The 26297-nt window shown below is 35.5% G+C and carries 25 protein-coding genes; 12 read left to right on the forward strand and 13 right to left on the reverse strand.

The genetic code is table 11. The features are described 5' to 3' along the window. Positions 1 to 1500 (reverse strand): phytoene desaturase family protein, encoded by a 1500-nt coding sequence (locus HDF25_RS05745; RefSeq protein ID WP_184623691.1) that lies wholly within the window; start codon positions 1498 to 1500, stop codon positions 1 to 3. 155 nt (positions 1501 to 1655) lie between these two features. On the opposite strand from HDF25_RS05745, the gene HDF25_RS05750 reads away from it, so the two are divergent. The 3 genes from HDF25_RS05750 (at position 1656) to HDF25_RS05760 (ending at position 5012) form a co-directional block, all read left to right on the forward strand. After that, positions 1656 to 3083: an SDR family oxidoreductase gene (locus HDF25_RS05750; protein ID WP_184623694.1), complete on the forward strand. Its 1428-nt coding sequence runs from the start codon at positions 1656 to 1658 to the stop codon at positions 3081 to 3083. Positions 3084 to 3137: 54 nt separating this feature from the next. Continuing rightward, the gene (locus HDF25_RS05755) at positions 3138 to 3920 is read left to right on the forward strand and encodes a tryptophan-rich sensory protein (RefSeq protein WP_184623696.1); all 783 of its coding nucleotides are present in this window, start codon (positions 3138 to 3140) and stop codon (positions 3918 to 3920) included. 153 nt (positions 3921 to 4073) lie between these two features. Continuing rightward, on the forward strand, positions 4074 to 5012 hold the full coding sequence (locus HDF25_RS05760; RefSeq protein ID WP_184623698.1) for a proline dehydrogenase family protein: 939 nt from the start codon (positions 4074 to 4076) through the stop codon (positions 5010 to 5012). Between the two features lie 302 nt (positions 5013 to 5314). Here the strand turns inward: HDF25_RS05760 and HDF25_RS05765 are convergent, their stop codons facing one another. Beyond that, the gene (locus tag HDF25_RS05765; RefSeq protein ID WP_184623700.1) at positions 5315 to 6844 is read right to left on the reverse strand and encodes a peptidase M61; all 1530 of its coding nucleotides are present in this window, start codon (positions 6842 to 6844) and stop codon (positions 5315 to 5317) included. A gap of 400 nt (positions 6845 to 7244) precedes the next feature. On the opposite strand from HDF25_RS05765, the gene HDF25_RS05770 reads away from it, so the two are divergent. The 4 genes from HDF25_RS05770 (at position 7245) to HDF25_RS05785 (ending at position 9560) form a co-directional block, all read left to right on the forward strand. Beyond that, entirely contained in the window at positions 7245 to 8063 is an 819-nt protein-coding gene (locus HDF25_RS05770; RefSeq protein ID WP_184623701.1) for an AraC family transcriptional regulator, read from the forward strand. 113 nt (positions 8064 to 8176) lie between these two features. Continuing rightward, on the forward strand, positions 8177 to 8743 hold the full coding sequence (locus HDF25_RS05775; RefSeq protein ID WP_184623703.1) for a DapH/DapD/GlmU-related protein: 567 nt from the start codon (positions 8177 to 8179) through the stop codon (positions 8741 to 8743). Between the two features lie 16 nt (positions 8744 to 8759). Then, a complete protein-coding gene (locus HDF25_RS05780; RefSeq protein ID WP_184623706.1) occupies positions 8760 to 9221 on the forward strand; it encodes a cyclophilin-like fold protein in 462 nt (153 codons plus the stop codon). A 75-nt stretch (positions 9222 to 9296) separates the two neighbouring features. Continuing rightward, positions 9297 to 9560 (forward strand): hypothetical protein, encoded by a 264-nt coding sequence (locus HDF25_RS05785; protein ID WP_184623708.1) that lies wholly within the window; start codon positions 9297 to 9299, stop codon positions 9558 to 9560. 14 nt (positions 9561 to 9574) lie between these two features. Here the strand turns inward: HDF25_RS05785 and HDF25_RS05790 are convergent, their stop codons facing one another. Both HDF25_RS05790 and HDF25_RS05795 read right to left on the reverse strand, forming a co-directional pair. Further along, the gene (locus tag HDF25_RS05790; RefSeq protein ID WP_184623710.1) at positions 9575 to 10276 is read right to left on the reverse strand and encodes a LytR/AlgR family response regulator transcription factor; all 702 of its coding nucleotides are present in this window, start codon (positions 10274 to 10276) and stop codon (positions 9575 to 9577) included. A gap of 35 nt (positions 10277 to 10311) precedes the next feature. After that, complete coding sequence (locus HDF25_RS05795; RefSeq protein WP_184623712.1) at positions 10312 to 11397, reverse strand: sensor histidine kinase; 1086 nt, start codon at positions 11395 to 11397, stop codon at positions 10312 to 10314. A gap of 180 nt (positions 11398 to 11577) precedes the next feature. On the opposite strand from HDF25_RS05795, the gene HDF25_RS05800 reads away from it, so the two are divergent. The 3 genes from HDF25_RS05800 to HDF25_RS05810 are packed head-to-tail and all read left to right on the forward strand — an operon-like array spanning position 11578 to position 13453. Beyond that, positions 11578 to 12303, forward strand: a complete 726-nt coding sequence (locus tag HDF25_RS05800; protein WP_184623714.1) for an intradiol ring-cleavage dioxygenase — start codon at positions 11578 to 11580, stop codon at positions 12301 to 12303. Further along, complete coding sequence (locus HDF25_RS05805; protein WP_184623716.1) at positions 12303 to 12818, forward strand: hypothetical protein; 516 nt, start codon at positions 12303 to 12305, stop codon at positions 12816 to 12818. Before HDF25_RS05800 ends, HDF25_RS05805 begins: the two co-directional genes overlap by 1 nt. After that, positions 12815 to 13453 (forward strand): hypothetical protein, encoded by a 639-nt coding sequence (locus tag HDF25_RS05810; protein ID WP_184623718.1) that lies wholly within the window; start codon positions 12815 to 12817, stop codon positions 13451 to 13453. Before HDF25_RS05805 ends, HDF25_RS05810 begins: the two co-directional genes overlap by 4 nt. A gap of 250 nt (positions 13454 to 13703) precedes the next feature. Here the strand turns inward: HDF25_RS05810 and eptA are convergent, their stop codons facing one another. The 9 genes from eptA to HDF25_RS05855 form a co-directional block, all read right to left on the reverse strand. Beyond that, on the reverse strand, positions 13704 to 15230 hold the full coding sequence (gene eptA, locus HDF25_RS05815) for a phosphoethanolamine--lipid A transferase EptA (protein WP_184623720.1): 1527 nt from the start codon (positions 15228 to 15230) through the stop codon (positions 13704 to 13706). Beyond that, positions 15211 to 16038, reverse strand: a complete 828-nt coding sequence (locus HDF25_RS05820; RefSeq protein ID WP_184623722.1) for a phosphatase PAP2 family protein — start codon at positions 16036 to 16038, stop codon at positions 15211 to 15213. Before HDF25_RS05820 ends, eptA begins: the two co-directional genes overlap by 20 nt. A 215-nt stretch (positions 16039 to 16253) precedes the next feature. Next, positions 16254 to 17348 carry a YhcG family protein gene (locus HDF25_RS05825; RefSeq protein ID WP_184623725.1) on the reverse strand — a complete coding sequence of 365 codons (1095 nt, stop codon included), beginning with the start codon at positions 17346 to 17348 and terminating at the stop codon, positions 16254 to 16256. Positions 17349 to 17784: 436 nt separating this feature from the next. Continuing rightward, positions 17785 to 17961 (reverse strand): hypothetical protein, encoded by a 177-nt coding sequence (locus HDF25_RS05830; protein WP_184623727.1) that lies wholly within the window; start codon positions 17959 to 17961, stop codon positions 17785 to 17787. Positions 17962 to 18028: 67 nt separating this feature from the next. Further along, positions 18029 to 18463, reverse strand: a complete 435-nt coding sequence (locus HDF25_RS05835) for a cysteine peptidase family C39 domain-containing protein (protein WP_184623730.1) — start codon at positions 18461 to 18463, stop codon at positions 18029 to 18031. Between the two features lie 9 nt (positions 18464 to 18472). Continuing rightward, positions 18473 to 19780, reverse strand: a complete 1308-nt coding sequence (locus HDF25_RS05840; protein WP_184623732.1) for a hypothetical protein — start codon at positions 19778 to 19780, stop codon at positions 18473 to 18475. Positions 19781 to 19806: 26 nt separating this feature from the next. Beyond that, positions 19807 to 21147: a glycosyltransferase gene (locus HDF25_RS05845; RefSeq protein WP_184623733.1), complete on the reverse strand. Its 1341-nt coding sequence runs from the start codon at positions 21145 to 21147 to the stop codon at positions 19807 to 19809. Continuing rightward, entirely contained in the window at positions 21140 to 23239 is a 2100-nt protein-coding gene (locus tag HDF25_RS05850; protein ID WP_184623735.1) for a cysteine peptidase family C39 domain-containing protein, read from the reverse strand. The genes HDF25_RS05845 and HDF25_RS05850 overlap by 8 nt, the downstream gene beginning before the upstream one ends. 16 nt (positions 23240 to 23255) lie before the next feature. Beyond that, a complete protein-coding gene (locus HDF25_RS05855; protein WP_184623737.1) occupies positions 23256 to 23435 on the reverse strand; it encodes a hypothetical protein in 180 nt (59 codons plus the stop codon). 371 nt (positions 23436 to 23806) lie between these two features. Here HDF25_RS05855 and HDF25_RS05860 point away from each other — a divergent pair, with 371 nt between their 5' ends. Then, entirely contained in the window at positions 23807 to 24586 is a 780-nt protein-coding gene (locus HDF25_RS05860) for a glycosyltransferase family 2 protein (RefSeq protein ID WP_184623739.1), read from the forward strand. Positions 24587 to 24625: 39 nt separating this feature from the next. Then, entirely contained in the window at positions 24626 to 26293 is a 1668-nt protein-coding gene (locus HDF25_RS05865) for an ABC transporter ATP-binding protein (RefSeq protein ID WP_184623741.1), read from the forward strand. Positions 26294 to 26297: the final 4 nt, after the last annotated feature.

A 26297-nucleotide genomic window follows, 5' to 3' on the forward strand; every position in this document is an offset into this window, starting at 1 on the left:
TTATTTCTTTAAGTACTTTATGAGTTGTTGAGCTGCGACATTCCCTGAAATGATAGAGGGAGGAACTCCGGGGCCGGGTACAGTGAGTTGCCCGGCATAAAACAGATTGTGTATTTTTTTATTCTTTAACGATGGTTTGAGGTTGGCTGTTTGCATCAGTGTATTAGCCAATCCATAAGCATTTCCTTTATAAGAGTTGTAATCTGCCATGAAATCACTTACGCAATAGCTTTTTTTATAATCCAGATGCTGACGGATCGGGGTTCCAGTATAAGCTTCGAGCCGGTCCATGATTGTATTGAAGTATTGTTCTCGAATCGTTTCCGGATCTTTTACACCCGGAGCCAGTGGCATTAAAATAAATAGGTTTTCATGTTTATCAGGTGCAACGGTGGGATCGGAGACACTTGGACAGCATACATAAAACAAAGGTTTGGAAGGCCACTGAGCCTCTTTATAGATTTCGTGCGCATGTTGTTTTAAATCCTCGTCAAAGAAAAGTGTGTGATGATTTAAGCGACCTACTTTTGTACGAACCCCTAAATAAAAGATTAGACAGGAGGGGGCAAGAACTCTGTTGTCCCAATATCTTTCTGAATAATTTCTATGTGTGTGGCTCAGCAGTTTCTCTTCAATGTGATGGTAGTCTGCGGCGGCAATAATGCCATCATAATGTTTAGTGTTTTTCTCGGATGTTAGATTTACAATGTGTTTTCCCTGTACCTCAAGTGCAGTTACAGCTGCATTGGTATGAAATTTTACACCTTGCTTTTCAGCAATATTTTTCATGGCCTGGATTACTTTTCCAAAGCCACCTTTGGGATACCAGGTGCCAAGTTTTAAACCAGCATAATTCATTAGACTATATAATGCGGGTGTATCATCAGGCATAGCCCCAAGAAAAAGAACAGGAAATTCCATTAACGCAATGAGTCTAGGATCTTTGAAGTGCTTTTTTACATGAGAACTAAAAGAGGTAAACACCTGTAATTTAAACAAGCCTTTGATCAATGCTGGGTCTGCAAATTCTAATAAGGAAAGCCCTGGTTTATAAACCAGCTTTTCCATTCCTATTTTATATTTATATTCTGCCTCACTCAGGAAACGCTTTAAGCTTTCTGCACTTCCGATTTCTATAGATTCAAATAATTGACATAATTCTTCGAAGTTAGCAGGAATGTTCAACACGTCGTTAGCGCCGAAAACTACACTAAAGCCAGGATCAAGCAATTGTAATTCATAGAAATCTTCAGCTTTGTGACCAAAATCATTGAAAAATTTTTCAAATACCTCAGGCATCCAATACCAGCTTGGCCCCATATCAAATACATAACCATTCTTTGTGATGAGTTGACGTGCCCTTCCTCCAATTTCTCGATTTTTTTCATAAACATCTACCTGATAACCTTGCTTTGCCAGGTAAGCTGCAGAACTTATGCCGGCAAATCCAGAACCGATGACGGCTATTTTTAATACTTCTTGTTTCAATTTGTTTGGCATTCAGTCAGTTAATTGTCGTATATAGTAGATCTCAATGTTTTACTATTAATAATACAAATATATACTAATATAGTTTATTTTTGTGCTAATATGAATTGATGCAAATGTGGAATAGAAACTAAATCACTTATTGAATTATAATTTATCCTACGGAAATGAAGATATTGCTAACAGGTTCAACCGGTTATATTGCTCAGCGTCTGCTTCCTGTTTTGCTGGAACATCAGCATCAGGTTGTTTGCTGTGTCCGAAATAAGAACCGCTTTGATAAGGACAAATTTGCAGGTTTTGATTTAGAGGTGATTGAAATTGATTTTCTGAAAAAGGAAAGCCTTGCTGATATTCCTTCAGACTTAGATGTTGCTTATTACCTGATGCATTCTATGTCATCCACAAAAAATGATTTTTCTGAGGCGGAACTATTAACCGCTAGTAATTTTAAATATGCCATTGAACAGACTGGTACAAAACAAGTTGTCTTTTTGAGTGGAATTGTTAATAGCGGAAATTTATCCAAACATTTACTTTCCCGTTTAAATGTGGAAGAAACATTGAAATCTGATAAATATGCATTAACTACTTTACGGGCGGGTATTATTGTGGGCTCTGGTAGCGCCAGCTTTGAAATTATCAGGGACATTATAGAAAAACTTCCGGTAATGATTGCTCCAAAATGGCTCAATACGCGTTGCCAGCCAATAGGTATTCGGGATGTAATTCGTTTTCTTGAAGGGGTACTGATGAAGGTGTATACTTTTAATAAGGCATATGATATTGGAGGTCCGGAGGTGATTACCTATAAAGAGATGCTCCTGAGGTTTGCTAAAGTGAGGGGGCTTAAACGGCGTATCTTTATCGTTCCGGTAATGACCCCAAGGTTATCTTCCTATTGGCTTTATTTTGTTACTTCTACTTCTTACCCTTTAGCAAGTAATTTAGTGGAAAGTATGAAAGTTGATGTTATTGCAGAGTCCAATGATCTGTCGCAAAAATTGGGTATTGACACCATGAAGTATGAACAGTCCATAAAACTGGCATTCGGAAAAATTGAACAGAATCAGGTCATATCGAGCTGGAGGGACGCGATGAATAATGATGATTACCCCGATAGGTTTAAAAAGCTGATTACAGTTCCTCAGGAAGGATGTTTTAAAGATGTGCGATCAATGAAAGTAGATGACCCTGAAAGAGCGTTACATAATATTTGGTCTATAGGAGGATCAACGGGTTGGTATTATGCAGATTGGCTGTGGGATATTCGGGGATTTCTGGACAAATTATTTGGGGGAGTGGGTTTGCAAAGAGGGAGAACTAACTCCGACAGCCTGTCGACTGGTAGTGTCATCGATTTCTGGCGGGTGATTCTTGCAGATAAACAAAATCGGCGGTTGCTGCTATATGCCGAGATGAAATTGCCTGGTGAGGCCTGGCTGGAATTTAAAATAGATAAGGAAAATGTGTTTGTACAAACTGCTACTTTTCGCCCGCTGGGTTTAGCGGGCCGGCTGTATTGGTATTCAGTCTTACCCTTTCATGCTTTTATTTTTAAAGGAATGATGAAAAATATTGCCAGCCATCGTTAACCAAAATAACCACTTGATTTTTATGGAGAATAATATACTTTATCAAATCTATATATGAAAAAAACACTCGCAATAGCTAATGGCTTCGCTCTAATTGTCACGATTTTAATCAACTATCTTTCTAATGCCGGGATATTGAATGGCAATACCATGAAAACTGTATCTGATAAATATTTCAATTATTTTACACCGGCAGGCTATGCCTTTTCAATCTGGGGACTTATTTATCTCGGTTTATTGGGTTTTGTATTTTATTCATGGCGTAATCTTCTTCAAGATAAAGAAGAAGATTCGGTACTCTTGAAAATAGGTTGGTGGTTTGTGCTTTCCTGTTGCGCCAATTCCCTTTGGGTTGTTGCCTGGTTATATGACTATACGGGGGCATCGGTTCTTATTATGGCTGTTTTACTAATTTCCCTATTGAAAATTATTACTAATACACGTATGGAATTGGATGCTTATCCCTTTAAAATGTATCTCTTCGTGTTTTGGCCCTTTGCATTATATTCTGGATGGATTACTGTCGCTTTAATTGCCAATATTGCCGCGTTCCTGACTAAAGTCAATTGGAGTGGGTGGGGCATTTCTAATGTTATCTGGACAATTGTTATGATTTGTATAGCAGGTTTGATCAATGTATTCATGATTAGTGTACGCAATCTTCGCGAATACGGATTAGTAGGGGTTTGGGGATTATTGGCTATTTCTGTATCCAATAATCATACTAATGGCAGCACAGCTGTAGCCTATACTTGTTATATTGTTGTGGCAATCTTATTGGTTTTTATAGGAATAAGTGGCTTGAAAAACCGGGGAAACTCATTTGAAAAGATGTAAAAATTAAGAGGGCGGCTTTAGGCCCTTATTATCTTTTGTAATTAAATCAGGTCTGAATGATATGGTAATAATATTTTGTGGATTTTACTTTCATGTGAAATGGGCATTCATTGTAAATCCTATTATTGTAATTCATCATAGAGAAAAATTATAATGGATAAAGACTTATTGCAAATTGGTGCCCAGGCATTAAGAAAGGCAGCATTAAATGAAGATGCGAAGGCGTATGTACTGAATAACCCTGTCTTATTCCAGCTTTTCAAGAAGGCCGCTGACAGATATATTGGAGGTGAAACATTGGAAGATACTATTGTTAAATCGAAGGCTTTTGACAACCAAAAATTCTCAATGGAATTTATGGGTGAAAGTACCAGAACAGAACTAGAATCAAATGAGTCTACGCAGGAATTTATTCGTATCTGTGAACAAATAAGGCTGCAAGATTTGAATGCTACAGTATCTCTTGACCTGTCTCATATAGGGTTAGCTGTGTCAAAAGATCTCTGTTTAAATAATTTGCAGTCTATATGTGATCAAGCCTCTAAATCAAATATTGAAGTTATTATTAGTGCCGAAGGAACTGAGAGAACAGATGCTATAATTGACATCTATAAAAAAGCAATAAAAAATTATGATCATCTTGCACTCACCTTGCAGGCATATTTATACAGAACAAAAGATGATTTTGATGAGATTAAAAAGGAAACAGGCAGGATCAGAATTGTAAAAGGAGCGTTTGAAACAACGGAAGGACTTTCTATACCCAGAGGTGAAAAGCTAGATGAAATTTATCTGGATTATGTAGATCAGTTACTCGCGCAAAACCATAAATGTTCAATTGCAACGCATGACAGTAAAATACAGACGCAAGCCCAGCTATTAATTCAGAAACATAAACCTGCAAAGGAAAATTATGAGTTCGAAAGTCTATTTGGTATATGCAATGATCAACTTTTCTTACTTAAAGACCAAGGCTATCAGACTAAGCTTTATTTTGTCTATGGAAAAGAATGGTACTTATATCTATGCAACAGAATAGCGGAATATCCAATGAGTATATTTCAAGCTTTAAATGATCTTATGGCATTCTGAATGAAGGAGAGCTTCCATTGATCAATTCAATATCCTGTATTGATTTGGTGTATATCCTGTGTTTTTTTGAAGGAACGGGTAAAATATCCTTTCTTTGGCTATTATATATTCTAAAGGTGTTTTGCCGGTTTCTTTCTTTATAAGATCGCCGAAATAATTGGGTGATAGGTGCAATTGATTGGCACAATAACTTACGGGGGGCAGTCCGATTGTTTGAGGTTTGTCTGAATGAAAGTAACTAATTTTTTCTATTGACATTATCACGAATTAAATAGACTTTATAAATCATATTTTATCAATATTTATTGATTTATCCATGCTTTTCTCATTGAAAGCTGACTGGCCGAAGGGTTCTTAATTTCAAGAACAGTCTTTGCTGATTCATTGTAATCAAGGCCGACTTTTAGCAAGCTCTCTTTCAAAGGAATTGGTCTTCCTGCTTCTACATAATCTTTAAAAAACTGACGAATCTCAGGGAATGTCAATACTGTAATTACGTTAAACAAATCTTCATCTTTAAAAGGTTTTTCAGGACCATATCTTTTAATCAGCTTCTGCATCAATTCTTGGGTCCCCATATTTCCATTGGAAAGTTCTCTTAAACGAATATCAAGGCATAAACACAGCAGAGCCCCTTTTTGATAAAAATTCATATACTGGTCCTGCATTTTAATGGCATTAGTACTCATCTCAGTCATAGACAGTTTATTATTAAATTTGTCCATACCCTTAATTTTTCCTTCAATATTTTTAATAAACTCCTGCATGTTAATCATATGCTGCTTTATGGGCATATGTATTGTAGCATATTCAGTCATGCCTTCATAAAGCCAAAGATGTCTGGATAGTCTGGGATTAAGAAAATTGAAATTCTGTACTTCCTCAGAATGGATACTGAGTGGAGTTAATATGTGAAAAAATTCATGCGAAGCAACGCCCATTAAGGCCTCAGGAAGTCTATCTAAAGTATTCGAACCATACAAGCACATTGTTGAATTGCTGTGCTCAAGGCCATCAGCCATCATTCCTTTGGGGATTTTTTCATGATAAATCAGAAATGCATATTTATTAACTGGCAATTTACCTCCCAGGTATGCCTGCTGATTATTTAAAATTGTTTCTATTTTGGTGGCCAGGGTTTTTGAATAAGACCGGTTCTCCTTTGAATAAAAAGAAACAAGGACATTTGTATTCCCTACTTTTATCCACGTGGTATCAGGCAAGCAATAAAGTACAGGGGCATCGACCAGGTGACGGTAATCTTTTGCTGAAACAATATCTGTTGTATCGTTTTTACTGATATAATCCAAAGCGGATGAAGGAAAGAATTTTCTGTTTTTCTTTAGTGTGACGCTATAGGTTCTATTTTTAATCTCCTCAAAATAACCTACCAGGGAACTATAATTTATGATAAAGACACTATCTTTTTTAAACATACTCGCGGTGGATTTTCCATTAGAAGTATTTTGCATGAGATGCTCCCAGCCGCCAGATACCTTATAGCTTATTTTGGCGATATTCTTCAAGTCGGATACGATCCAGGTATTTGTATCTAATCTTTTAGCTGCGATACTTTTTCCATTCTTGTTAAAAGCCCGGAAATCTGAGATGTATTGACCAAGGTTCAGTGCGTCATAATAACCGGGAATTAGCTTAGGCATAACAAATTTACCCCGTTGAAGATTGTTTTTAGGCAGTATAAAGGAAACGTTTACTTTGTTGTTTTTCTCGTTCAATAAATCAATTTTATATTGATAACTATCATCTTGCGGTTGCGCGAATAATTTCGATGTAGACACTAGCAGTGCAACAATTAAGAGCAATTTATTCATTATCTTATTTTTTTGAAGATTCATTTACTTTGCATAGTTTTTAACGGTAACTGCTATAGGTAAACGTAATAATATGATTTTGTTATAAACAAGCCAAATTAGTTAGACAACAATTACAATTAAGTGTTTTGTATTTGATGTATCGGCAAATAATTGAAAGATGTTTGCAGTTTTTTTCCATTCCCCACCACCCATCGTCAAATAATGAAAAGTAGGCTTTAATGGCGTCCGTTTGATTTAATTTTCTCCGGATTAGTTTAACAAAAGGAAAAAGTATCTATCCTGAAAAATAACATAGTAATGAGCTTATGAGCAAGAATAAATGAGCCGTAGAATAAAGATTTCATAGGGCTGAATGATTAATTTTGTCGTATTTCAATAGATAATTCATAGACATGATATGGAACAGACAGAAAAATTAAGAACGATAAGCTATTCGGGTATATTTCTGTCATGCTTTTCTGATTATAGTGAAAAATGTATTCATGCTACCCCTGAGCATACGTTGGTGTATTTGTATTCAGGGGAACAGGTCATAGAGGATAGGAACAAAAAAATTACGATAAAAGCTGGTGAATGTGCATTTATCAGGCGCAATCACCGGCTTACGATGTATAAGAATAGCAATGGTGAAGAACTGTATAAGGGTATTTCCCTTGCTTTTAAACGTAACGTTTTGCGCGAGTTTTACAGTAAAATGAACATGGCTGATATCCCCAAAAATTTAACTATTCCAGATGATAATGTATTCAGGATAAAACCTCGTGTTGATATGACTAGCTTATTTCAATCACTTCAACCTTATTTTGACGAAGATATGAAACCTTCTGAAAGCGTAGCAAATTTAAAATTACAGGAAGGAATTTATGCGTTGCTAAATAACGGCGAATTTTTTTACCCAATATTATTTGACTTTACCGAACCATGGAAAGTGGACTTGATGGGGTTTTTGGGCGAAAACTATATGGATGAGCTTACCATGGAACAGATTGCAGCTTATACTGGTCGTAGTTTAGCGACCTTCAAACGGGACTTTAAAAAGATCAGCAACCTTAGTCCGCAAAAATGGCTGATCAAAAAACGGTTGGAAGCTGCCTATACCAAATTGAAAGCAGGTAAAAAAGTACAGGAAGTATGTGTGGAGGTAGGTTTTAAAAATCCGTCGCATTTCTCCACTGCATTTAAGAAACAATACGGCATTCCTCCTACCGAAGTATAGGATTCTGTTGTTTTACCTGAGCTTCTCAGAAATGTAAGTTGAGCCTCATAGCAACGTCGCTATGAGGCTTTTGCTTTAATTTTGCTTTACAATAAATCACATAATTAAAGTGTATGGAAGTTATAGCAGCAAATATTTTCGAGAGGCTGAAAGCTGGAAAGCCCAAAAGACTGAACGATCCTGAATATGCAAAGATCAATGAGGTGGTTAGCAGGACAATGAAACTTTCCCAAAAGCTCAATACGGCTACTGACATTGATCAAATACGTCATTATTTGAGTGCTGTCATCGAAGCTAAGATCGATGACAGCACCATTATATTTTCGCCGTTTTATACCAACTTCGGGAAGTTTACTCGAATTGGAAGAAATGTCTTTATCAACCATGCTTGTTCATTCCTTGATATGGGCGGCATTACGATAGAAGATTATGTTTTGATTGGGCCGAAAGTTAATTTGATCACAGAAAACCATCCTTTAGATCCCAGTGACAGAAGAGCCTTAGTCACAAAATCCATTACTATAAAACGGAACGCTTGGATTGGTGCTGGTGCCACGATATTACCAGGAGTAACCGTAGGTGAAAATGCAGTTGTAGCAGCAGGAGCAGTTGTTTCTAAAGATGTGCCGGACAATACGATTGTAGGTGGTGTTCCTGCAAAGCACATTAAGAATATTTAATTCAAGATTTATCAAAATGAAAATCATACCCGCAATTTTTTTGAGTTTAATCTATATTCAACTTTATGCCTGCAATAAGGATACTATTGAATCAGGAAACAATTCCGATAACATGGAGCATATAGATACAACAAAACTAAAAATAACAGTTGGAACCAATGTTTTCACCGCCTCATTGTACAATAATTCAACAGTAACTGCATTCAAAGTAAAGTTGCCAATGAGTATCAATATGATTGAACTGAATGGTAATGAAAAATATTTTGATTTATCAGGCAATATGCCTTTTAAGGCATTAAATCCTGAAATCATCCAAACAGGAGATTTGCTTTTGTATGGGGCTAACACATTGGTGTTATTCTACAAAACTTTTTCAACATCATATAGCTATACACGACTTGGACGTATTGAAAATGCTTCGGGATTAGCCTCTGCTCTTGGGTCAGGAAATGTAACTGTCAGGTTTGAACTGGAATAAATATATCAATCAGAATCATGAAAAATAAATTAAAGCAATTCATACTTATAATAGCGTCTATGATGATGTTGGGGCATGCTTCTACTCAAATCAATCAGAAAAAAGAAGCAGATCAAAAACCATGATAACAATGAAACAGATAAAACCAAAAAACATACCACTTTTAAGGTAAGCGAGAACATACAGATGTATCAGGTTAGTTTCAAAAACCAGTACAAGATGACTGTTGTCGGGCATCTGTTTATACCTGAAAACTTAGATCAGCATAAAAAACATGTAGCCATAAAATCACTTTTCTACAATCAGTTTATGAGTTTCAGGAAATTAGCTTTCATTTGAATAACAATGCATTGTTAAGAATTATTTAACCAGAATTTTACCTGCTCTGAATAACTTTCTCCAATAGGAAGTACGGCTTCGGATAGCTTTACTTTTTTGTGTTGTACAGACTTTATCGCTGCCATAGCGACAATATAACTCCGGTGAATCCTTTTGAACTGCTGATCGGGAAGCATGGTCAGTACCTTTTTTAAAGTCATTAGAGTAAGTACCGCTTTTTCTGTTTTGAGATGAATTTTGATATAGTCTTCTATACTTTCAATATATTCAATCTCTTTGAGCATGATTTTAATTATCTGGTAGGAGGAATGGACGTAAATATAAGCGTCATCCTGTTCGGGCTGAGACATCATTTTATATTTTTTGAGCTCAATTGCTTTGTCCACTGCTTTGGAGAATCTATCAAAATCTATTGGTTTTAATAGGTAGTCGACGGCCTCCAGTTCGAAACCATCAAACGCAAATTTTTTATAAGCGGTAGTGAAAATTAGCATTGGTTTGCTTTTTAGCGCTTTCGCTAGATCAATTCCGGAAATGTCAGGCATGTTGATGTCCAGAAATATTAAATCCACCTGGGCTGCGGATAAGTACTCCGCACCAGAAATGGCATCTTCAAAAGTGTGGGTGAGTTGTACATCGGGTCGGCGATCGACATAAGTGCGGATCAGTTCCAGTGCCAGGGGTTCATCATCAATCGCTATGCATTTTAAGAACATACGCATAAATTATAGCATTAAATATAGAAATAAAACTAGGATATCAGGAGGAGGCTGACGGTGAAAATCTTGTTTTGATCGTCAATTTTTAGCTCATGTTTTTCTGGATACAGATGTTCAAGGCGTTGTTTGGTGTTGGAAATTCCAAGCCCCTTGCGCTCGTTCAGATTCGTCATTTCTAATATAGTGTTTTGTGTAAAGAAGTAGATCCTCTCTGCCTCAATCTGGATCTTAATTTCAATCGTAGTCTCGGTATGATTGCTTAAACCATATTTAAAGACGTTCTCTATGAAGGTCATCAAAATTAATGGAGAAATCTGGTGCCCCTTAGGGTTTCCAGTTACTTCGTATATCAAATTCACTTTTTTTCCGAGACGGATCTTTTGGAGGTCTATGAAGTTGTTTATGCAGTCTATTTCCCCCTGTAGGGGAACAAAATTTGTCTCGGCTTCATCTGTTATGTAACGCATGATATGAGATAACTTCATAATACTCTCGGCGGCCCTTTCGTTATTTGTGATACATAGGGTGTAAATATTGTTCAGCGTATTGTATAAGAAATGAGGATTGATTTGGGCTTTTAAAAAAGAAAGTTCTGCATTTGCTTTTTCTGCTTCCGCTAGGATAGCCCGTTTTTCAGTCAGCTGCCATTCTTTAATGGTCCTCAATGCAATTCCTATACCTACTACCATCAGGAAAATGAAGAGGCTATTGATGTCGAAACGAAAACCTTTGTGGCGATTATCTGGCTTCGGAAAGGGCGGTCTCTCTCTCTCTTTCTGTAAATGTGGACGGGATATGGGTGGTGGGCCTTCGTGTCGACTAAGTGCCATGAGCTGATCAAAAGGCTTTATCATGAAAACAATGATTAGTAAGGCGATTATGGAAAGGAAATACAATAGGTATTTCTTGTGGAAGTATAGCTTTGGGAAGAGGTAATAGTTGTTCAGATAAAAAATGATCACATACAACAGGCTGAACTTAATATAGCTCCATGGATTTATTTCCATAAAGGAATTCATGAAGTTGTTTTCCTGATTCATGAAAATTATGGGAAAACACATAAACAGGAGCCAGGCGGCAATATGAATAATGGCAGCGGATAATCTTGCTCTGGTCATCTACAAATCAACCAATTTTTCCTGGAATTTTTATTTTCTATCGGCTAATCGTATAAATGTGTAGGTGAATGAATGGAAATTAAGGTTTCACCGATACAAAAGCCCTATTTGTCGGTACATCAGAAAACAATTCTTCCAGCTTTAACACATTTGTAGTAACACATCTTTAAAAATAGTCATATGGAAAGAAAGAATTTTTTGAGAAGCCTAATGGTAGGTGCAGTTTCTTCTACGGTTATATGGGAGGCTTGCAAAAAGGATACTGCAGACGTAGTCAGTACTGAAACTGCATCTGGTTCAGGTGGCGGAAGCGGAAGCTCAACTTGTACGGTAACACCGACAGAAACAGAAGGACCGTTTCCTACGAAAATACCTTCTGGTTATGTACGGAGTGATATTACTGATGGTAGGTCAGGCTATAAAATGACTGCAAAACTGACTATCGCAAATGTAAACAACAATTGTGCGGCATTAACCGGAGTCATTGTAGATGTTTGGCATTGCGACGCGGAAGGGAATTATTCTGAATACGGTGGTTCTGGAATGCAATCTACGAACTATCAATCTGTACACTTTTTAAGAGGCAGACAGGTGACTGACGCGAATGGGTTAGTTACTTTTACCAGTATTTTTCCAGGTTGGTATAACGGGCGTGCGACACACATTCATGTACATGTTTACAATGCGGGCGGTACTTCTTTAAAGGTCACACAAATCGCTTTTCCTGAGGGTAGTGGTTCGGCAGTCGCAATAGTAAACGGGTATAATAAAGGCATGAGTGGCTATACGTACAATGCAAATGATAATGTTTTTAGTGATGATACGACTAAACTGGAGTTGGCAACGGTAACAGGCAGTATTGCTGCGGGCTTTGACTTATCAATCAGAATAAATGTAGCCGGATAATGGATCAAAGTGTTATCGTTTTTTGTTATAGAAAGATCATCGATGCCAATTCTTCTTCTCCTTGGGAAAAATTGGTATTCGATGATTCTTACCTGGAATTTAGAATGCAGTTTCAAAATTTCAATAAGGAACGTAAGTGTTTTACGTTTGCAGAGTTGATTCGTCAGCAGGCTGATGCGGAGCGTTTACATTTTTTAGTTAGTCCGTCTGTTTCAGGATATATTCAGCAACTGCGGGGGCAGATCCCAGATGTAGTGGATGTGTTGGGTAAGCAATTCCTGAATTTTAGTCGTTACCGGTTTGAGCTGATTAATTCGGATATCCGTCATGCACAGGGGCATCAGGTAGCTATCAATTTTTATTCTTCATCGATGAACTGGTATCATACAATAGGCAATACACTTCTTTTGTCGGAGGATTCAGCTGAGTCTACTGATGAAGATAGTGCTATACAGACTTATCTTTATCAATTACAGCCTTTTGTAAGCATACACACCTTAAAATTAAATCCATGACAGGGATACAGGGAAGAATTTTTATTGAACAAAGTGGATTCATAGAGTCTGGAGTGCTACAGTTGCGGGATCATGTATTGGTTGGTTCTGGGAAGCTGGAGCTTCATTTTGAAGAAGCTGTAAAGGTGTTGATAATACCGGTTACCGGTGATTTATTTTATAGCTCGCCTGGAGATAAAGGCGCAGAAGTGAATGTAGGAGAGGTTAAGGTTTTAGCTATGCCAGCAAGGAGCAGCATGTATATCGCCAATCCTTATATTTCCTATTCAGTTAATTTTTTGGAAATCAGGGTTAACGATCAGTCAATTTTTGAGTACAACTCTTTTGATTCAGTTAGTTTTGATCTTAAGGAGAAGGAACATATACTGGAGGAGATCCTTTTAGGAAAGCTTTTTAACTATCTTCCATTAAGCTTAAGCATAGGTCGGTTTGCTGGAAGAACAGAAGTTAGTTATCAAATGAAAAATAAAGAGCTACGTTTTTTCGCGTTTGCTGTTGCCGGCGCGTTTGAAGTAGAAGGCAGATTGTTGCATCCCAGAGATGGCTTAATGCTCTGGAATGTAGATGTCGTGGAAATCGAGGCACTGAGTAACGACGCGGTATTAGTAGTGATGGAGTATGTTAATCATTGTTAGCACTTGTCCTTGTTTCGCTTGTTCCAACTGTTAATTCTGTTTTCCTTCTTTTATCTGTGCAAATGCAGACTCTACAAAATCGTTGACAGCAGGATGATCATCGTGTATGTCCGAGTTGGTAATTCCCATGTCACTATTAAGTATAGAAGAATGTACAAACACTCATAGGGAAATACTAAACCCAGTTTTGAACACATGAGAATCATATGCCAAAGGAAAGATTACGATCCTTCTTTTAATTTGAATGTGATTATTTAAAAATGTTCATGTCCTCATTATAAATAGGACTTTGAATGCTTAAAAACTTTAGAACACTATGGAACACATTGTTTTGAGATAACATTTTATTAGGCTTGACTTGTTTTGAACTGTCAGATAACCAAACTATAAAAGGAATCTCATATTGTTCTTTAGGAGCGATACTCATCGGTACTCCATGCATAAATAGATTTTTTTCTCCTAAAGATTCTCCATGGTCAGAGACAAAAATCATGGCACTATTATACTCTTTTAATTGTTTTAGATCATCAATTACTTTAGACAAAATATAATCGGTATAAACAATCGTATTGTCATAAGCATTGATGAGCTCTGCCTGAGAACAATTGCCTAATTCGACACTATTACATACTGGTTTAAAAGTCTCAAATTGAGCTGGATATTTCTTACTATAGGTAGGCCCATGACTTGTGCTTGTGTGCAATACGATCAATATTTTATTTTTTTTACTGGCCAATATTTGTTCTTTTAGTCCAGTCAAAAGAATTTCATCGTAATTACATCCATCACCTTTGCAATCTGGCATTAAAGCCTCTTTATTTTGATAATTTTTTATGTGAACTGGTGGTTCTCCCCAATTTGTGGTTCTCCAAATAACCTCTACATTATTTCTATATAAATAATTGGGTAAAATTTCATATAAATCGTCAGTATTGGCATACTCTAAAATACATTTTACACCTGCGGTAGTATAAGTTGCACAAGAGGTCGCATCAAAATGAAATAAATTAGGTGTTTTGGAAAGCAGTGGATTGGTGTTTTTTTTGTAGCCATATAAAGAAAAATTTTGTCTTCTTGCAGATTCCCCTATGACTAAGACCATAACCGATTTCTTATTGTCCTTTATTGTGGCATTTGGCAATAAAATTTCTTTTTCATTTTTTTTGTATTTGTGAATATAAAAAAGCGAAGTATTTACTGAATAAGACCAGGGCATTGCAAGTGCACCTAATGTTTTTGAATTTTTATCAATCCATAACCAATTGCTCGCATTGGCATATGCTAAGATTAGCATAAATAGTAAGGTCAGCGAAGATGTAATTGAAAACCTCTTCAATGTTACATTTGTTATTTTAACCTTGATGATATAAATGGAAGGAATAATACCCAGTAGAATTATGTACACTACTAATTTTATAGAGAAAAAACTACTGGCCTCTCCATAATGGGTATTGAGTATATTACCGATCATACTTTCATCTATCATAACACCATAAGTATTAATGAAGTAAAGTGCAATTGCATTGATAATAAAGAATAGGACCAATAAAAATTTCCCAACAGAACGTGACAGAAAAAAGAACAGGTAAAAAACGAAAAAATTTGCAACCAACATTATAATAACCAGACTAATAATGAGGGCAATGCCACCCAAACTTTTGTAATCAACTTTATTGAAGACAAAGGTGTAAAATGGGAGATGAAAGAATAAGAAGTTAATAAGACTCATTAATATAGCAAAATGAGTCAGTTTTAAATTATTTTTTAACGTAAACATTAATGATTTTATATAGTGAAACGATCAAACTAATTATTGATAAGTAAAATATTATCAAATTTTCATTCATTATTTTGTTGATCAATAAAATACAACAAATCAGAAAAAATAAAATAAAAATTGGATAGTATTTTTTATTGTTGATCCAGGTCCAGATTTTATATTTTTCGTTGATAAAAATACCTAAAAGTCCTGAGATATATCCGATAATACAGCCTATAATGACATCAAGGGGATAATGTGCTCCTGCACCAACTCTCGCAAATGCAAAAATCAATCCTGTAATGACTATGAAAATGGACCATAGGATTTTATATTTCAGCTTTTTGGGCATAAATCCAAACAACAGGACTGTAAGTATTGTAAAAACTGTAATGGAGTGTCCGGAAGGTAAACTGTTGTTTCCAGTCAATGTTTTTCCGAGGATAACAAAACTATGATTATCGAATACCGCAGCAGCTCTCGGTACTGCAAATATTTTCTTAAGTAAACTGGAAAATATTAATGAAACAAGCGAAGCTGATATTAAAGACTCCCAGATTTTAGGAGCATACACAACAAAAATGCTTAAGAATGATAAAAATATTATTTCATCTCCAAACTGGTTAAGGTTAAATAGCGTATCCGGGTATTGTGATAATTTTGAATTAAGAAAATAGAAACAATTCTTTTGAATTTGTATGTATTTGTCAACAGATAAAGAGTCTTGTTTATAAAGAAATAAAACAATTGTAATTAATAAAAAAGCAGGTAAAAAAAATAAGGATAATTTGAGTTTTGAATAGTTATTAATAACATTTGTGTTCATTATGTTATTTGTTGATAGATCTGTTTTGATATGTTTATTTAACATAATACCGATGCTTTTATACTTTAATTGAGCTCTTGAATGATTTTGCAAGATAAAATGTCGAAAATACAACTAAATAAGGTTGCTTATTGCATGTTTTTGGTTCATTCATCATAATGACTCGAGTAATGGTGTAATGATATTCAGTTTTTTAATGACTTTTGGGCGGTTAACTATAATTTTTCCTGGTTCAATTCATTTCGAATGAATGTTTCTAAAATCTCCTTGCTTGGCAACTGAACTAAGTATTTGGAGACAAAGACTTCATTGGATAAGCCAGTGGTGGTATATTCGACCAGGGCATCATTCTTATCTGCACATAAAATAATCCCTACAGGAGGATTATCTCCTTCACTCATTTCATGCTTGCGGTAATAATTCAGGTAGAGATTCATTTGCCCGGCATCGGCATGGTCGTAGCGACCTAGTTTTAAATCCAGAAGGATGTGCGATTTCAGGATACGGTGGTAAAATACCAGATCGATACGATAATGTACATTGTCAAAAGTAATGCGTTTTTGTCTTGCCTCAAAGCAAAATCCTCTGCCCATTTCTGTTAAAAAATGTTGGAGATGCTCAATAATGGCCGACTCCATATCGTGTTCTGTGTATTCAGGTTTTTCTTCCAATCCTAAGAATTCCAATAGATAGGGGTTTTTGATCACATCTGCTATTCCAACTCTTTGATTGTCTCTGACTTTTGCAATCACATCGGCCTTGTTTACCGAGAGGCCTGTCCTTTCGAACAACAAAGTATCAATGGCACGGGCAAGATCCCGGACTTTCCAGGCATTTTTAATAGTTTCTACTTCATAGAAATGTCGTTTTAAAGTATCCTCTACACGGATCAGTTCAATGAAATGTGAAAAATTAAGTTGGGTCAGCAATTCCCAGGGGCTGAGAAAAGACCCTGAATCTTCTCTATGCATCAATTGGTCAGACAGCGTCTGACCAATTGATGCTAGTCCCAGTTGGCCAAATTGGTCGGACGCGGTCTGACCAATCTCAGGGTAGATCTGATAAAACTGTCTGAACAACTTTAAGTTCGTCATTGACATCCCTTTGATATGGGTAAGTTTTCCAGCCAGGTTCTTTAATACCGCATTTCCATAGGTAGCACGGTCTTCACCATATTGTTCAAATTCTACGATATAATAACCAATCAGCCAGTTACGAAGAGTGTTGTAATAATTGATCTGGCTAATTGCCTTGCTATTGAGCTTGGCATGGGTCTGTTCAATTGTAGTTAAAAGGCTTTCGAAATTCATATCAGGTACAGCATACTGTAAAATTACTACTTTATATAACTAATGTGGTAATTTTAGTGCTGGGTAAGATTTTACGTATGTTGATGTTTTAAGTATGCTAAGTTTATAAGTCATATTGTAACCTGAATTTTACGCAAACCGAATGAATTCTCCTCTAAAATCTGATATGTCTGGGAAAATAACTCTATTGTAAGCATAATAAGATCAGAACAAATAAGCAGTATCCTGCATTCCATAGTAATAAAAAGAGCATTCTTTTTAAACGCGTGGTAGGTGCAGATATCAGTGATAATACCATAAATGGAAAGGTGATTGACCTGTTTGCAAATTAATAGAAAGATATAGATGAAATCACTCACCTATCTTTAGCGTGTTTTTAAGCAGGGTATAATAACATGATCACGCTATTATACCCTATAATGATATTTAGAATTAATTAAAATAGAATATCATTATCACTTCCAATATCTCCGGTTGCCCTTGCCATTGAGCAACTCTGAGGAGAAAATGCTTCACAAAGTGTAGCTACTTCTAATACCAGCCTTTCTTCTGTAGAATTAGGTTTAATCAGCTCTTTTTTAGTTAGTTCTGTTTTTAGCTGTTCTTTAGTCATGATTTTATAGGTTAAGATTAAAAATTATTTGAGGTTTGCTTTTAAAATTATCATATAATAGGTTGTATTATGGTTTAGGTTCTAAAAGAATGATCCATCCTTGTTCATCCTGGTTTTCAGAATCGCTGAAAAATTCTTTATAATCCATCGTTCGTAGCCCCTCACCGGGATCTGCAAAACTAACCAGCTGATCAGCTATATTGTAGATCACCACATAATGATTGTTTTTCCATAACATAATACAGGGGAGTATTGCCTTATTCAATAATGTAGTATCTCTGGTATTTACGACCAGAGATTTAAAGTTTAGCTGATTTAATGCTTTAACAAGGCTATAGATAGAAACCCCATCAGGATCCATCAATACGATTTCCCGCAAATATTCCAGATTTATATGTTTTCCATAAAAATCGGACACCATTTTAAGACAGGATAAGGCGCATTCATTATCTTTTTGTTGCCGATCAAAAGGAAAGGAATGCAGAGTTTCGTTTTTATACATTGACAATACTTAGAAGATAGTTAGAAATTTTTGAAAGTTTATTCGCCATAAGTCATTAAAATCATCAATAAATCTTTTGGTGTAAACCTGTTCATTAAATAAAACTCTATAGGTCATAAGACCTTTGATATCTATACAGAGCTCGAAGTTTGCATTATGTGCTCTGATATAATCAAATCTGATTTCTGTCAATTCATCAACGGGCTCCTCAACATTTACCACATTTAAAGGAGTATAGTTCACCAGCATATTACAATTGGAAAATAAAGCTCCTACATCTATATCATACATTTGATAATTATAAATAGCATGTGTCTTATAGGTTTTAAAAAGTTCCATTTGCACACTGGTGAGAAATTCTACCCCATCCATGGAAGTGGAGAGGTTGGTCATATAGAAATCACCAGAAAAATCACCAATCTGATGGCTCACGTATTTGTTGTTTTTATAATCCATCAGAAACTGGAAATAATATTTTTTTGTATGCAGCTCGTTCATCGCTTTTAAATAGGCAGCAACTACAAGGGTATACAAACTGAATTTTTGAAATTTAATTTCAGTATACTTCGGTATAATCAGATAGGAAGATAACTGACAAAATACAGATCCTTCAGGTTTTGTTTCCGGAGTGTGAAGGAAGTGTTTCCTGTGGTCAAAGGTTTTGGCAGTAATGGAATGAATAAAAGCTTCATTATTGCTCAGATCTACAATAAGCTCATTTGGTTTTACCATTCCAGGGATAATGCTATTCAGTTTATGGCTATGAAAATCGTATTCGGTCAGAAATGACTTGCGTGACTGTGTTATATGATGAGATACATAATTTTCAAAAGAATACAATTGAAGGGAGGCAGAATCATCTTTATATACCTTTATGAAGTCTTCTTTAAGAATGCTTAGTGCTGCGGTGTTACCAATAATATGATTGATAAACAAAATAACAACAGAGTAGTCACTACATTCATAAACAGTTCCGTAAAATAACCGCTTATTATTTACAGGATACTTGTTCAGGATATTGATTCTTTGTGTAATCTGCTCCGCTAAATTATTGTCTTCTTCAACAGTTTCAAAGTCAAGGTGGAACAGTTCCTTGTCGAAAGAAAGTTCTTTTCTGTATAAATATCCATCCTGATAAATGAGCAGGGAACGTAAAATCTCCCTTTGACTTACCAGAGAATACCAGGCATTTTCAATTTTAAGGTGGCTTTTGCTTTTTAAGCCAATGGCTATATGTAAGTATTCGGCCCCGAGGCGATCGTAGAGCTCAAATGCAGCAATTTGTTTCGGACTTACTAAATGGTTTACATCACTCATAAAATTGATATTATTTTTTAATGTCGCTAAACTATGGGGCTATAATTATTGATAAGATTTAAAACCAGCTCTTCTTCTTTGTATTTATTATCGATCTGGCTCATTATGGTCTCCATGTTATTTCTATAATCATTTGCTCCAAGTAATTGAACAATTTTGTTCCTGATCATTTTAACAGAGTCTTTTTTCAGATCTCCAAATAACCCTATCTTTTTGCTCGCGATTTTTCTGGCATTCCCAATCTGATCAATATCAATCGGGTAAACAAGAAGAGGGACGCCGATAGCAAGACTCTCCTTGATAGAATTTAACCCACCGTGAGTAATAAAAATATTGGCGTTCTTAAGCATCCACAATTGAGGGACATAAGGGAAAATGTGAACGTTTGATAATTGCCGGAGATACTTTTCTTCCCATTTCTTTTTACCCAGTGAAAAGATAAAATCAACCTCTGTGAGTTGTCCCGCCACTTTATTGAGCTTTTTCATCAGAGAAAATATATCATGTACCCTGTGCTCACCAAATACAGTTCCGAAAGAGATATATACTACTTTCCTGCCTTTGGTAACAATTCTATCCAAACGATCATCAATAGTTATATCAATACGGTTTTTGTCTACAAAAAGCCCTAGATAATGATGATTGTCATGTTGGGGAGTATTAAAGAACTCGAGCTCAATAGGTGAAGTCAATAAACTGGGAATATTTTTGAAAATCAGGTCAAAGAAGTTTAACTCATCGAGTTTATAATGCGCTGGCAAACCCTCTTCCTTTATTTTTCTGTTTAAAACAGAAAGTTCATCCTGTCCAAGGTAAAAGGTCTTATAGAATATCTGTCTTGTATTTTTTGATAATAACCTGAAAAAATGCTCCAAACGGATTTTTGTTTTCTGGTGAGGCATTGATCTGCTGTTCAGATAAGGATGACTGGCATTTCCAATACTGGATAACATAGTCTCCAGGTAAAAAAATTTGATACCTAAAGATTTTATTCGTGTATATAATAAGAGAAAGTCAGTTCCGGCAAAAGTATCGGCAATAATTACGGTTGGTTTAATGGTATCGACCGCTGCATTAAGCTCACCTTTTCTTAAATCATAAAATAGTGCACTGCTCTTATTTTTGAGCTTATCAAAATAATTATAATCAATTTTCATCTGCCGGGCAAGAGAAATATCTGCATCTACCCCAAATGGAAAGGTATCAGAACTATAGAAATGAAAATGATTATTATTAACGTGATTATAAAAATCTTTCGGCATGAAGTAAAAAACCTCATACCCGTTGTTTTTAAGGATTTTTGCTATTTTAAACGACGCGTTGAGATGACTCAATGAAGGGTATTGGATGATTAATACTTTATTCATATACACTCGGTTTGTTTTGCTCGAAGGTTTTGTTAAGAAAGGAAGGCGCAGTAGGGTGGGGATGACACAAAATAATAATAGTAATGTCGTCTTTTATCTGGTATAAAAATTCTTCCAGTATGATTGTGCTGGTAGCTTCTGTTTCTAAATACTGCTCATCTATAAGCAGTATTCCGGCTCCTTGATACAGTGCCCTGGCAATAGCTATTATAATCTTGTCAATTGTAGTTAATCCGTAACCGGAAGGACCTATAACCGTCGCCAGAGATTCAGGGAAGGATTTGATGTAATTATCCAGCTTATACTTAAATATAAACCTGAGTAAAGCCTCATGTATATGGGTGACATCATTAAATGCAATATTATATGCGATGGATTCATTGAAAATAAATGGCTCACACAATAAGGTGGTCACCATCTTTTTCCTTGTTGCACTGGCTATTTCCTGATAATTGAAATTGTCATTAATGATGATACGATAATTTTCAGAAGATTCTGGCTGACTAAATGTAAGAGTTAAATCTTTTCTGCTTTTGAAATCAACAGGCTGCAGATAATTCACTTCTCCTTTTATTGCTTTGAAATAAAGTGCTGGTTCTCCACTTTCAGCAGCGTAAATTTTAATGCTTTCGGGATCTTCTGCGAAAACAGGATTGCTTGTTTTTTTAATGGAAGTAGCTTGGTTCCGGACTTCTTTATTGTTTTCAAAATATCCTGTTTTTAATTCATCATATTCCAGCATACTAAAGGATAGCCTGTTTAGTAAAAATGCAAAACAAGCACTTAAGATTAGTGAAAGTGAAAATTGTCCGGGCATGACTTCTCTGCTCTTTAAGCCCTGAAGGTTAATCAATAAAATCAGGAAGAAAATAGAAACAAATGATACATTTTTATAGGTTACAAATCTGTTCCTTATTTTTTTTAACTGATAAAGCTGTTCCTGATAACTATAGTTTTCTTTCTTGAATTTGAGAAGGAATTCATTTTCCCTGTTTGAATCTGTAATAGCATTTATACTTTCTAACATAGAATTAAAGCCACTTCTTAGCACTGTCTGATATTGCGAAAGCTTACTTTTTTTATCAGTAATATTAACTTTTGTTTTATTGACGATAAAAAAAATGATCCCTGATAATAAAAAAAGACAGCTAAAGGTTTTTAAATCAGTAGTCAATAGATAAGAGCTAATCAGGAGCAGAAATAGTATTGTTGAAAAAGTATGCAGTAATAGGCTGAAAGACTGTGTGTTGTCGCGAGTCAGTTCCATGTAATTACCCCATAAATATTTACGGTTCTTTTCTTTAGATAGATCGGTTACAGTATTGAAAATGTTAAGGCTGAAATTATTAAGCTGATAGCTGGAACTAATATAAGAACTTACATTTTTGAAATTTTCATAGAAAATCTGTGTAATTAGGAGGGTTGTCAGTAAGACGAAAATTTTTATTAATATGTCAACTGGTAGCTTTCCGTCAATGGAAGGAAGCCAGGAATCGATCAGTGATCTGAGCATGAAAAGCAGAGTAATAGCGGCACTGGCCTGAATTACATTTATAGTCGCAGCTGTGGCAAATATCGGCCATTTCCCTGCCATAGGTTGTAATAACCATTTAAAGATTTGTTTACTTTCTGGCGTGTCTGATTCCTGTTTGGTTAGCTCCATGGTCAAATAGACCCCAGAGTCCCATAATTGTTCAAGTGCTGCTTTAGAAAGAGAAAGCATTCCTTTCATCGGATGGTAAAGTATATATGCTGGACCGGTTTTATGCTGATCAACTTTACACAATACTACATAGTTGTTTTTTCCAAGTTCAGGATCATCAACAACCAGTATAACAGGATGAAGAATCGAATTTATTGTTTCAAAACCTGCCTGCCAGCATCCTACCTCAAAACCTTCTTCTTCGGCTAGCTTCAGCATTCCTTTTAAAGAATCTGAATCTTTCTGTACATGATGATAATTAGCAGGAGCACGTTTGCCTGCTATTCTGTTGTAATAGCGCAACAACCATAAAACACAAGCTTCTCCTGCACCAGATTTATTTTTTATAATAAAACTTATACTCTTCCACTTTCTTTTGATACCAGCCATCTATATCTGTAATAAATCATCTACCGTAAATAGCCTTAAACCAGGGACTCCAATCTATCGTGTCTTCATCAACAATATGATGCTGCTGATGAATTTCATTAATATTTAGTAATTTATCGTCTTGTTGTGTATTGCTTTTACTTTGCATCAACTCTTTAAAGTCGTCAAGGGATAGTTTGGTTTTTGACTCTTCCATATTAATCTATTTTAGGTTTAATGATTTGCATGGTACCGGCGGTGATGTACATCGCCATTATCAAGATAATCAGTCAGATATTTTTAAAATTTAATTTTTAGTGGTTAAGTTATTTGTTTTTAATTTGGTTTTAAGTGTCAGAGCATAATATTGGTAAGTAGTTCCTATTTGGTTAATTAGTTCTTATTTTGAAATTCGTGTTATCTTATTGATTGATTTTCGGGTCATTGTTCTTGTAAAATAGGTATGCGTTACAAGGATTAACGTGGTTTTAATTGTTAAGGTGTTAATGTGAAATTACAATAGTCTAATGTAAAAGAATTTTCTTAAACTTGAACTAAGTTTTAAAAAGTTATGTACTAATTCTGAAAATGATAACAGTTATTTTAACCGTATGGAAGCGTAATAATTTAGAGGAGCAAATTAATGCACTTCTTTCTCAGACTGTTCTTCCATCTAAAATATGGGTTTATCATTGTAAATTTAATGTTGCCCCTGATATAAGTTTATGTGAAAGGTTTCCTATGGTTGAATATCAGGTAAACACAGGGGATCTGGGGTATTTTGGAAGGTTTAGTCTGGCGCTTCACGCAAAAACTCCGTATATCTATATCCTGGATGATGATGTTATTCCTTCTGTAACCTGGCTGGAGACTTGTTTGGAGTTATGTTCAAGATATAACAGCATCATATCCGCTACCGGCAGGATTGTTCCGCAAGATGATTACATGCCTGAAAGGCCCAAAGGAGAAAAAGAGAAATTTATCAGGAAATATTTTGTCGGGGATAACTATGATGAATATGCAGAGAATTATTGTTTGAACAATACGGAGGTTGATTTTGGTTGTAACAGCTGGTTTTTTAAATCAGAATGGCTGATTTATTTCTGGGGAATAAGACCATTCACTACTCAAACCGGGGAAGACATTCATTTTTCTGCCTCATGTCTTTTACTCGGTGGAATTAAAACTATGGTACCGAGACAGGATATAACTAACGTTTCAGGGAATATGAGAAAACACTACGGTTATGATGATTTTGCAACATGGAAAAAAAGTAATTTTATTGAGGATAGAGAAACCCTTTTTAGATATTGGATTCGGGATAAGGGATGGATACCAATTAGCTGGAATGTCGAAGAATTAAAGTAAATTTTTTTAAGAGGTTATTTTATAAAAATAATAGATAGAATGAAAGAACAAATGACTTCTGGAAAGCTGATAAGAAAATTCTCAAGATACTTCAGGCCTTACCTGTTTTTGGAGATTTCCCTGATATTGTTACTGATTATAAGTAGTGTAGGTTCATTGGCAACACCTTATGCACTGAAAATAATAATTGATGATATCTTTCCGCATGGTAATTTAAATGACCTGGTTTTATTACTTTCTATTCTCGTTGGAATTTATATTATAAGAATTGTTTCGACAGTTTTTAGTGATATTCTGCAGGTAAAGATCAGTCAGAAAATTGTGTCTGATATCCGGTTTGATATGCTGGGTAACCTGCTTAACCGACCAGTTGAGTTTTATAAGCGTACCAATTCAGGTGAGATTCTTTACATCTTTATGAATGATATCCAGAATATTCAGAATGCACTTTCATCTCTGATTATTTTGCTTTTGAATGATGGTTTGACGCTAATTGGTATTGTCGTTATGTTAGGGATACTAAACTTAAAGCTTACCCTGATCAGTTTACTGTGTCTGCCGATTATCTTATTCAGTCTGAAGAAATTCACCCCATTACTTCAGGAAAGTTTTAAGAAGGTACAGCAGATGGAGGAAAAGTTAAATGTTTTTTTTATTGAACGGATGAAGAATATCCGTGTGATTAAAAGTTTCAATACTTTTTTTTACGAACTTCAGAAGCTCTCTTCCATACAATCAGGATTATTAGGTGCTTATCTGAGAAGTGTTAAAGTTTCCAGCTTAAACAGCAATATCATTACCTTTTTTGTAGCTATAGGTCCTATCATTGTTTTAATCATGGGGGGAAAGGACGTGTTTAACGGCTTAATGACTATCGGATCATTAATTGCCTTCATTCAATATTTAAATCGATTGTACGCGCCTACAATCAATATTATGAAAAGCTATGATCAATTGACCAAGGCACTGGTTTCTATGGAAAGGGTAATTGATTATATAGGCGATGGTACATCTGCTTTGCCGATCGCAGAGACAAAATCAAAGGAGGGTTTAAAAGTTGAGACTATCAGTATAAATCGTCTGTCACTTAGTTTTGATGGTAAAAAGGTGCTTGAAAATATTGATATGACCTTTGAAACGGGGAAAATATATGGGATAACAGGCCCCAGCGGATCGGGAAAAAGTTCGATTATTAATCTTCTCTGTGGGTTTATGGAGCCAAGTGAAGGAGTGATTACAGTAAACAATAAGATACCACTTAACCAGATTCAGGACTGGACTTCACACGTAGGGCTTATTGAAAAAGAAAATCAGTTGTTTAGCGGCAATATCCTTGAAAATTTGCTTTATGGCAGTTTCTCTGCTTCAAGAGAAGATATTGATTTTGCTATTGAATCCGGTAGATTTAAAAGTGTGCTGGAAGATTTGGAGTCAGGAGAAAATACAATTATAAATGATAATGGATCTATCCTCTCGGATGGGCAGAAACAGCGGGTGTCTATTGTACGGACGTTATTGAAAAAGCCGGCATTAATCATTTTTGATGAGGCGACCTCAAGCCTTGATTCAAAACTGGAATTAGAAATCATTGATAAGTTAAAACTGCATTACAAAGATTCAATCATCATCATCATTACTCACCGTCTTTCTTCTGTTAAATCTTTTGATCATGTGTATGACATCTCGCAGGAGCTGTATGTTAATTAAAAAA

Source organism: Pedobacter cryoconitis (genome assembly GCF_014207135.1).
In the GTDB taxonomy this organism is placed as follows: domain Bacteria; phylum Bacteroidota; class Bacteroidia; order Sphingobacteriales; family Sphingobacteriaceae; genus Pedobacter; species Pedobacter cryoconitis_D.

Coding starts and splice junctions, on each gene's coding strand:
- HDF25_RS05745 (WP_184623691.1), bottom strand. CDS start 1,500: ATGCCAAACAAATTGAAACAAGAAGTATTAAAAATAGCCGTCATCGGT.
- HDF25_RS05750 (WP_184623694.1), top strand. CDS start 1,656: ATGAAGATATTGCTAACAGGTTCAACCGGTTATATTGCTCAGCGTCTG.
- HDF25_RS05755 (WP_184623696.1), top strand. CDS start 3,138: ATGAAAAAAACACTCGCAATAGCTAATGGCTTCGCTCTAATTGTCACG.
- HDF25_RS05760 (WP_184623698.1), top strand. CDS start 4,074: ATGGATAAAGACTTATTGCAAATTGGTGCCCAGGCATTAAGAAAGGCA.
- HDF25_RS05765 (WP_184623700.1), bottom strand. CDS start 6,844: ATGAATAAATTGCTCTTAATTGTTGCACTGCTAGTGTCTACATCGAAA.
- HDF25_RS05770 (WP_184623701.1), top strand. CDS start 7,245: ATGGAACAGACAGAAAAATTAAGAACGATAAGCTATTCGGGTATATTT.
- HDF25_RS05775 (WP_184623703.1), top strand. CDS start 8,177: ATGGAAGTTATAGCAGCAAATATTTTCGAGAGGCTGAAAGCTGGAAAG.
- HDF25_RS05780 (WP_184623706.1), top strand. CDS start 8,760: ATGAAAATCATACCCGCAATTTTTTTGAGTTTAATCTATATTCAACTT.
- HDF25_RS05785 (WP_184623708.1), top strand. CDS start 9,297: ATGCTTCTACTCAAATCAATCAGAAAAAAGAAGCAGATCAAAAACCAT.
- HDF25_RS05790 (WP_184623710.1), bottom strand. CDS start 10,276: ATGTTCTTAAAATGCATAGCGATTGATGATGAACCCCTGGCACTGGAA.
- HDF25_RS05795 (WP_184623712.1), bottom strand. CDS start 11,397: ATGACCAGAGCAAGATTATCCGCTGCCATTATTCATATTGCCGCCTGG.
- HDF25_RS05800 (WP_184623714.1), top strand. CDS start 11,578: ATGGAAAGAAAGAATTTTTTGAGAAGCCTAATGGTAGGTGCAGTTTCT.
- HDF25_RS05805 (WP_184623716.1), top strand. CDS start 12,303: ATGGATCAAAGTGTTATCGTTTTTTGTTATAGAAAGATCATCGATGCC.
- HDF25_RS05810 (WP_184623718.1), top strand. CDS start 12,815: ATGACAGGGATACAGGGAAGAATTTTTATTGAACAAAGTGGATTCATA.
- eptA (WP_184623720.1), bottom strand. CDS start 15,230: ATGTTTACGTTAAAAAATAATTTAAAACTGACTCATTTTGCTATATTA.
- HDF25_RS05820 (WP_184623722.1), bottom strand. CDS start 16,038: ATGAACACAAATGTTATTAATAACTATTCAAAACTCAAATTATCCTTA.
- HDF25_RS05825 (WP_184623725.1), bottom strand. CDS start 17,348: ATGAATTTCGAAAGCCTTTTAACTACAATTGAACAGACCCATGCCAAG.
- HDF25_RS05830 (WP_184623727.1), bottom strand. CDS start 17,961: ATGACTAAAGAACAGCTAAAAACAGAACTAACTAAAAAAGAGCTGATT.
- HDF25_RS05835 (WP_184623730.1), bottom strand. CDS start 18,463: ATGTATAAAAACGAAACTCTGCATTCCTTTCCTTTTGATCGGCAACAA.
- HDF25_RS05840 (WP_184623732.1), bottom strand. CDS start 19,780: ATGAGTGATGTAAACCATTTAGTAAGTCCGAAACAAATTGCTGCATTT.
- HDF25_RS05845 (WP_184623733.1), bottom strand. CDS start 21,147: ATGAATAAAGTATTAATCATCCAATACCCTTCATTGAGTCATCTCAAC.
- HDF25_RS05850 (WP_184623735.1), bottom strand. CDS start 23,239: ATGGCTGGTATCAAAAGAAAGTGGAAGAGTATAAGTTTTATTATAAAA.
- HDF25_RS05855 (WP_184623737.1), bottom strand. CDS start 23,435: ATGGAAGAGTCAAAAACCAAACTATCCCTTGACGACTTTAAAGAGTTG.
- HDF25_RS05860 (WP_184623739.1), top strand. CDS start 23,807: ATGATAACAGTTATTTTAACCGTATGGAAGCGTAATAATTTAGAGGAG.
- HDF25_RS05865 (WP_184623741.1), top strand. CDS start 24,626: ATGAAAGAACAAATGACTTCTGGAAAGCTGATAAGAAAATTCTCAAGA.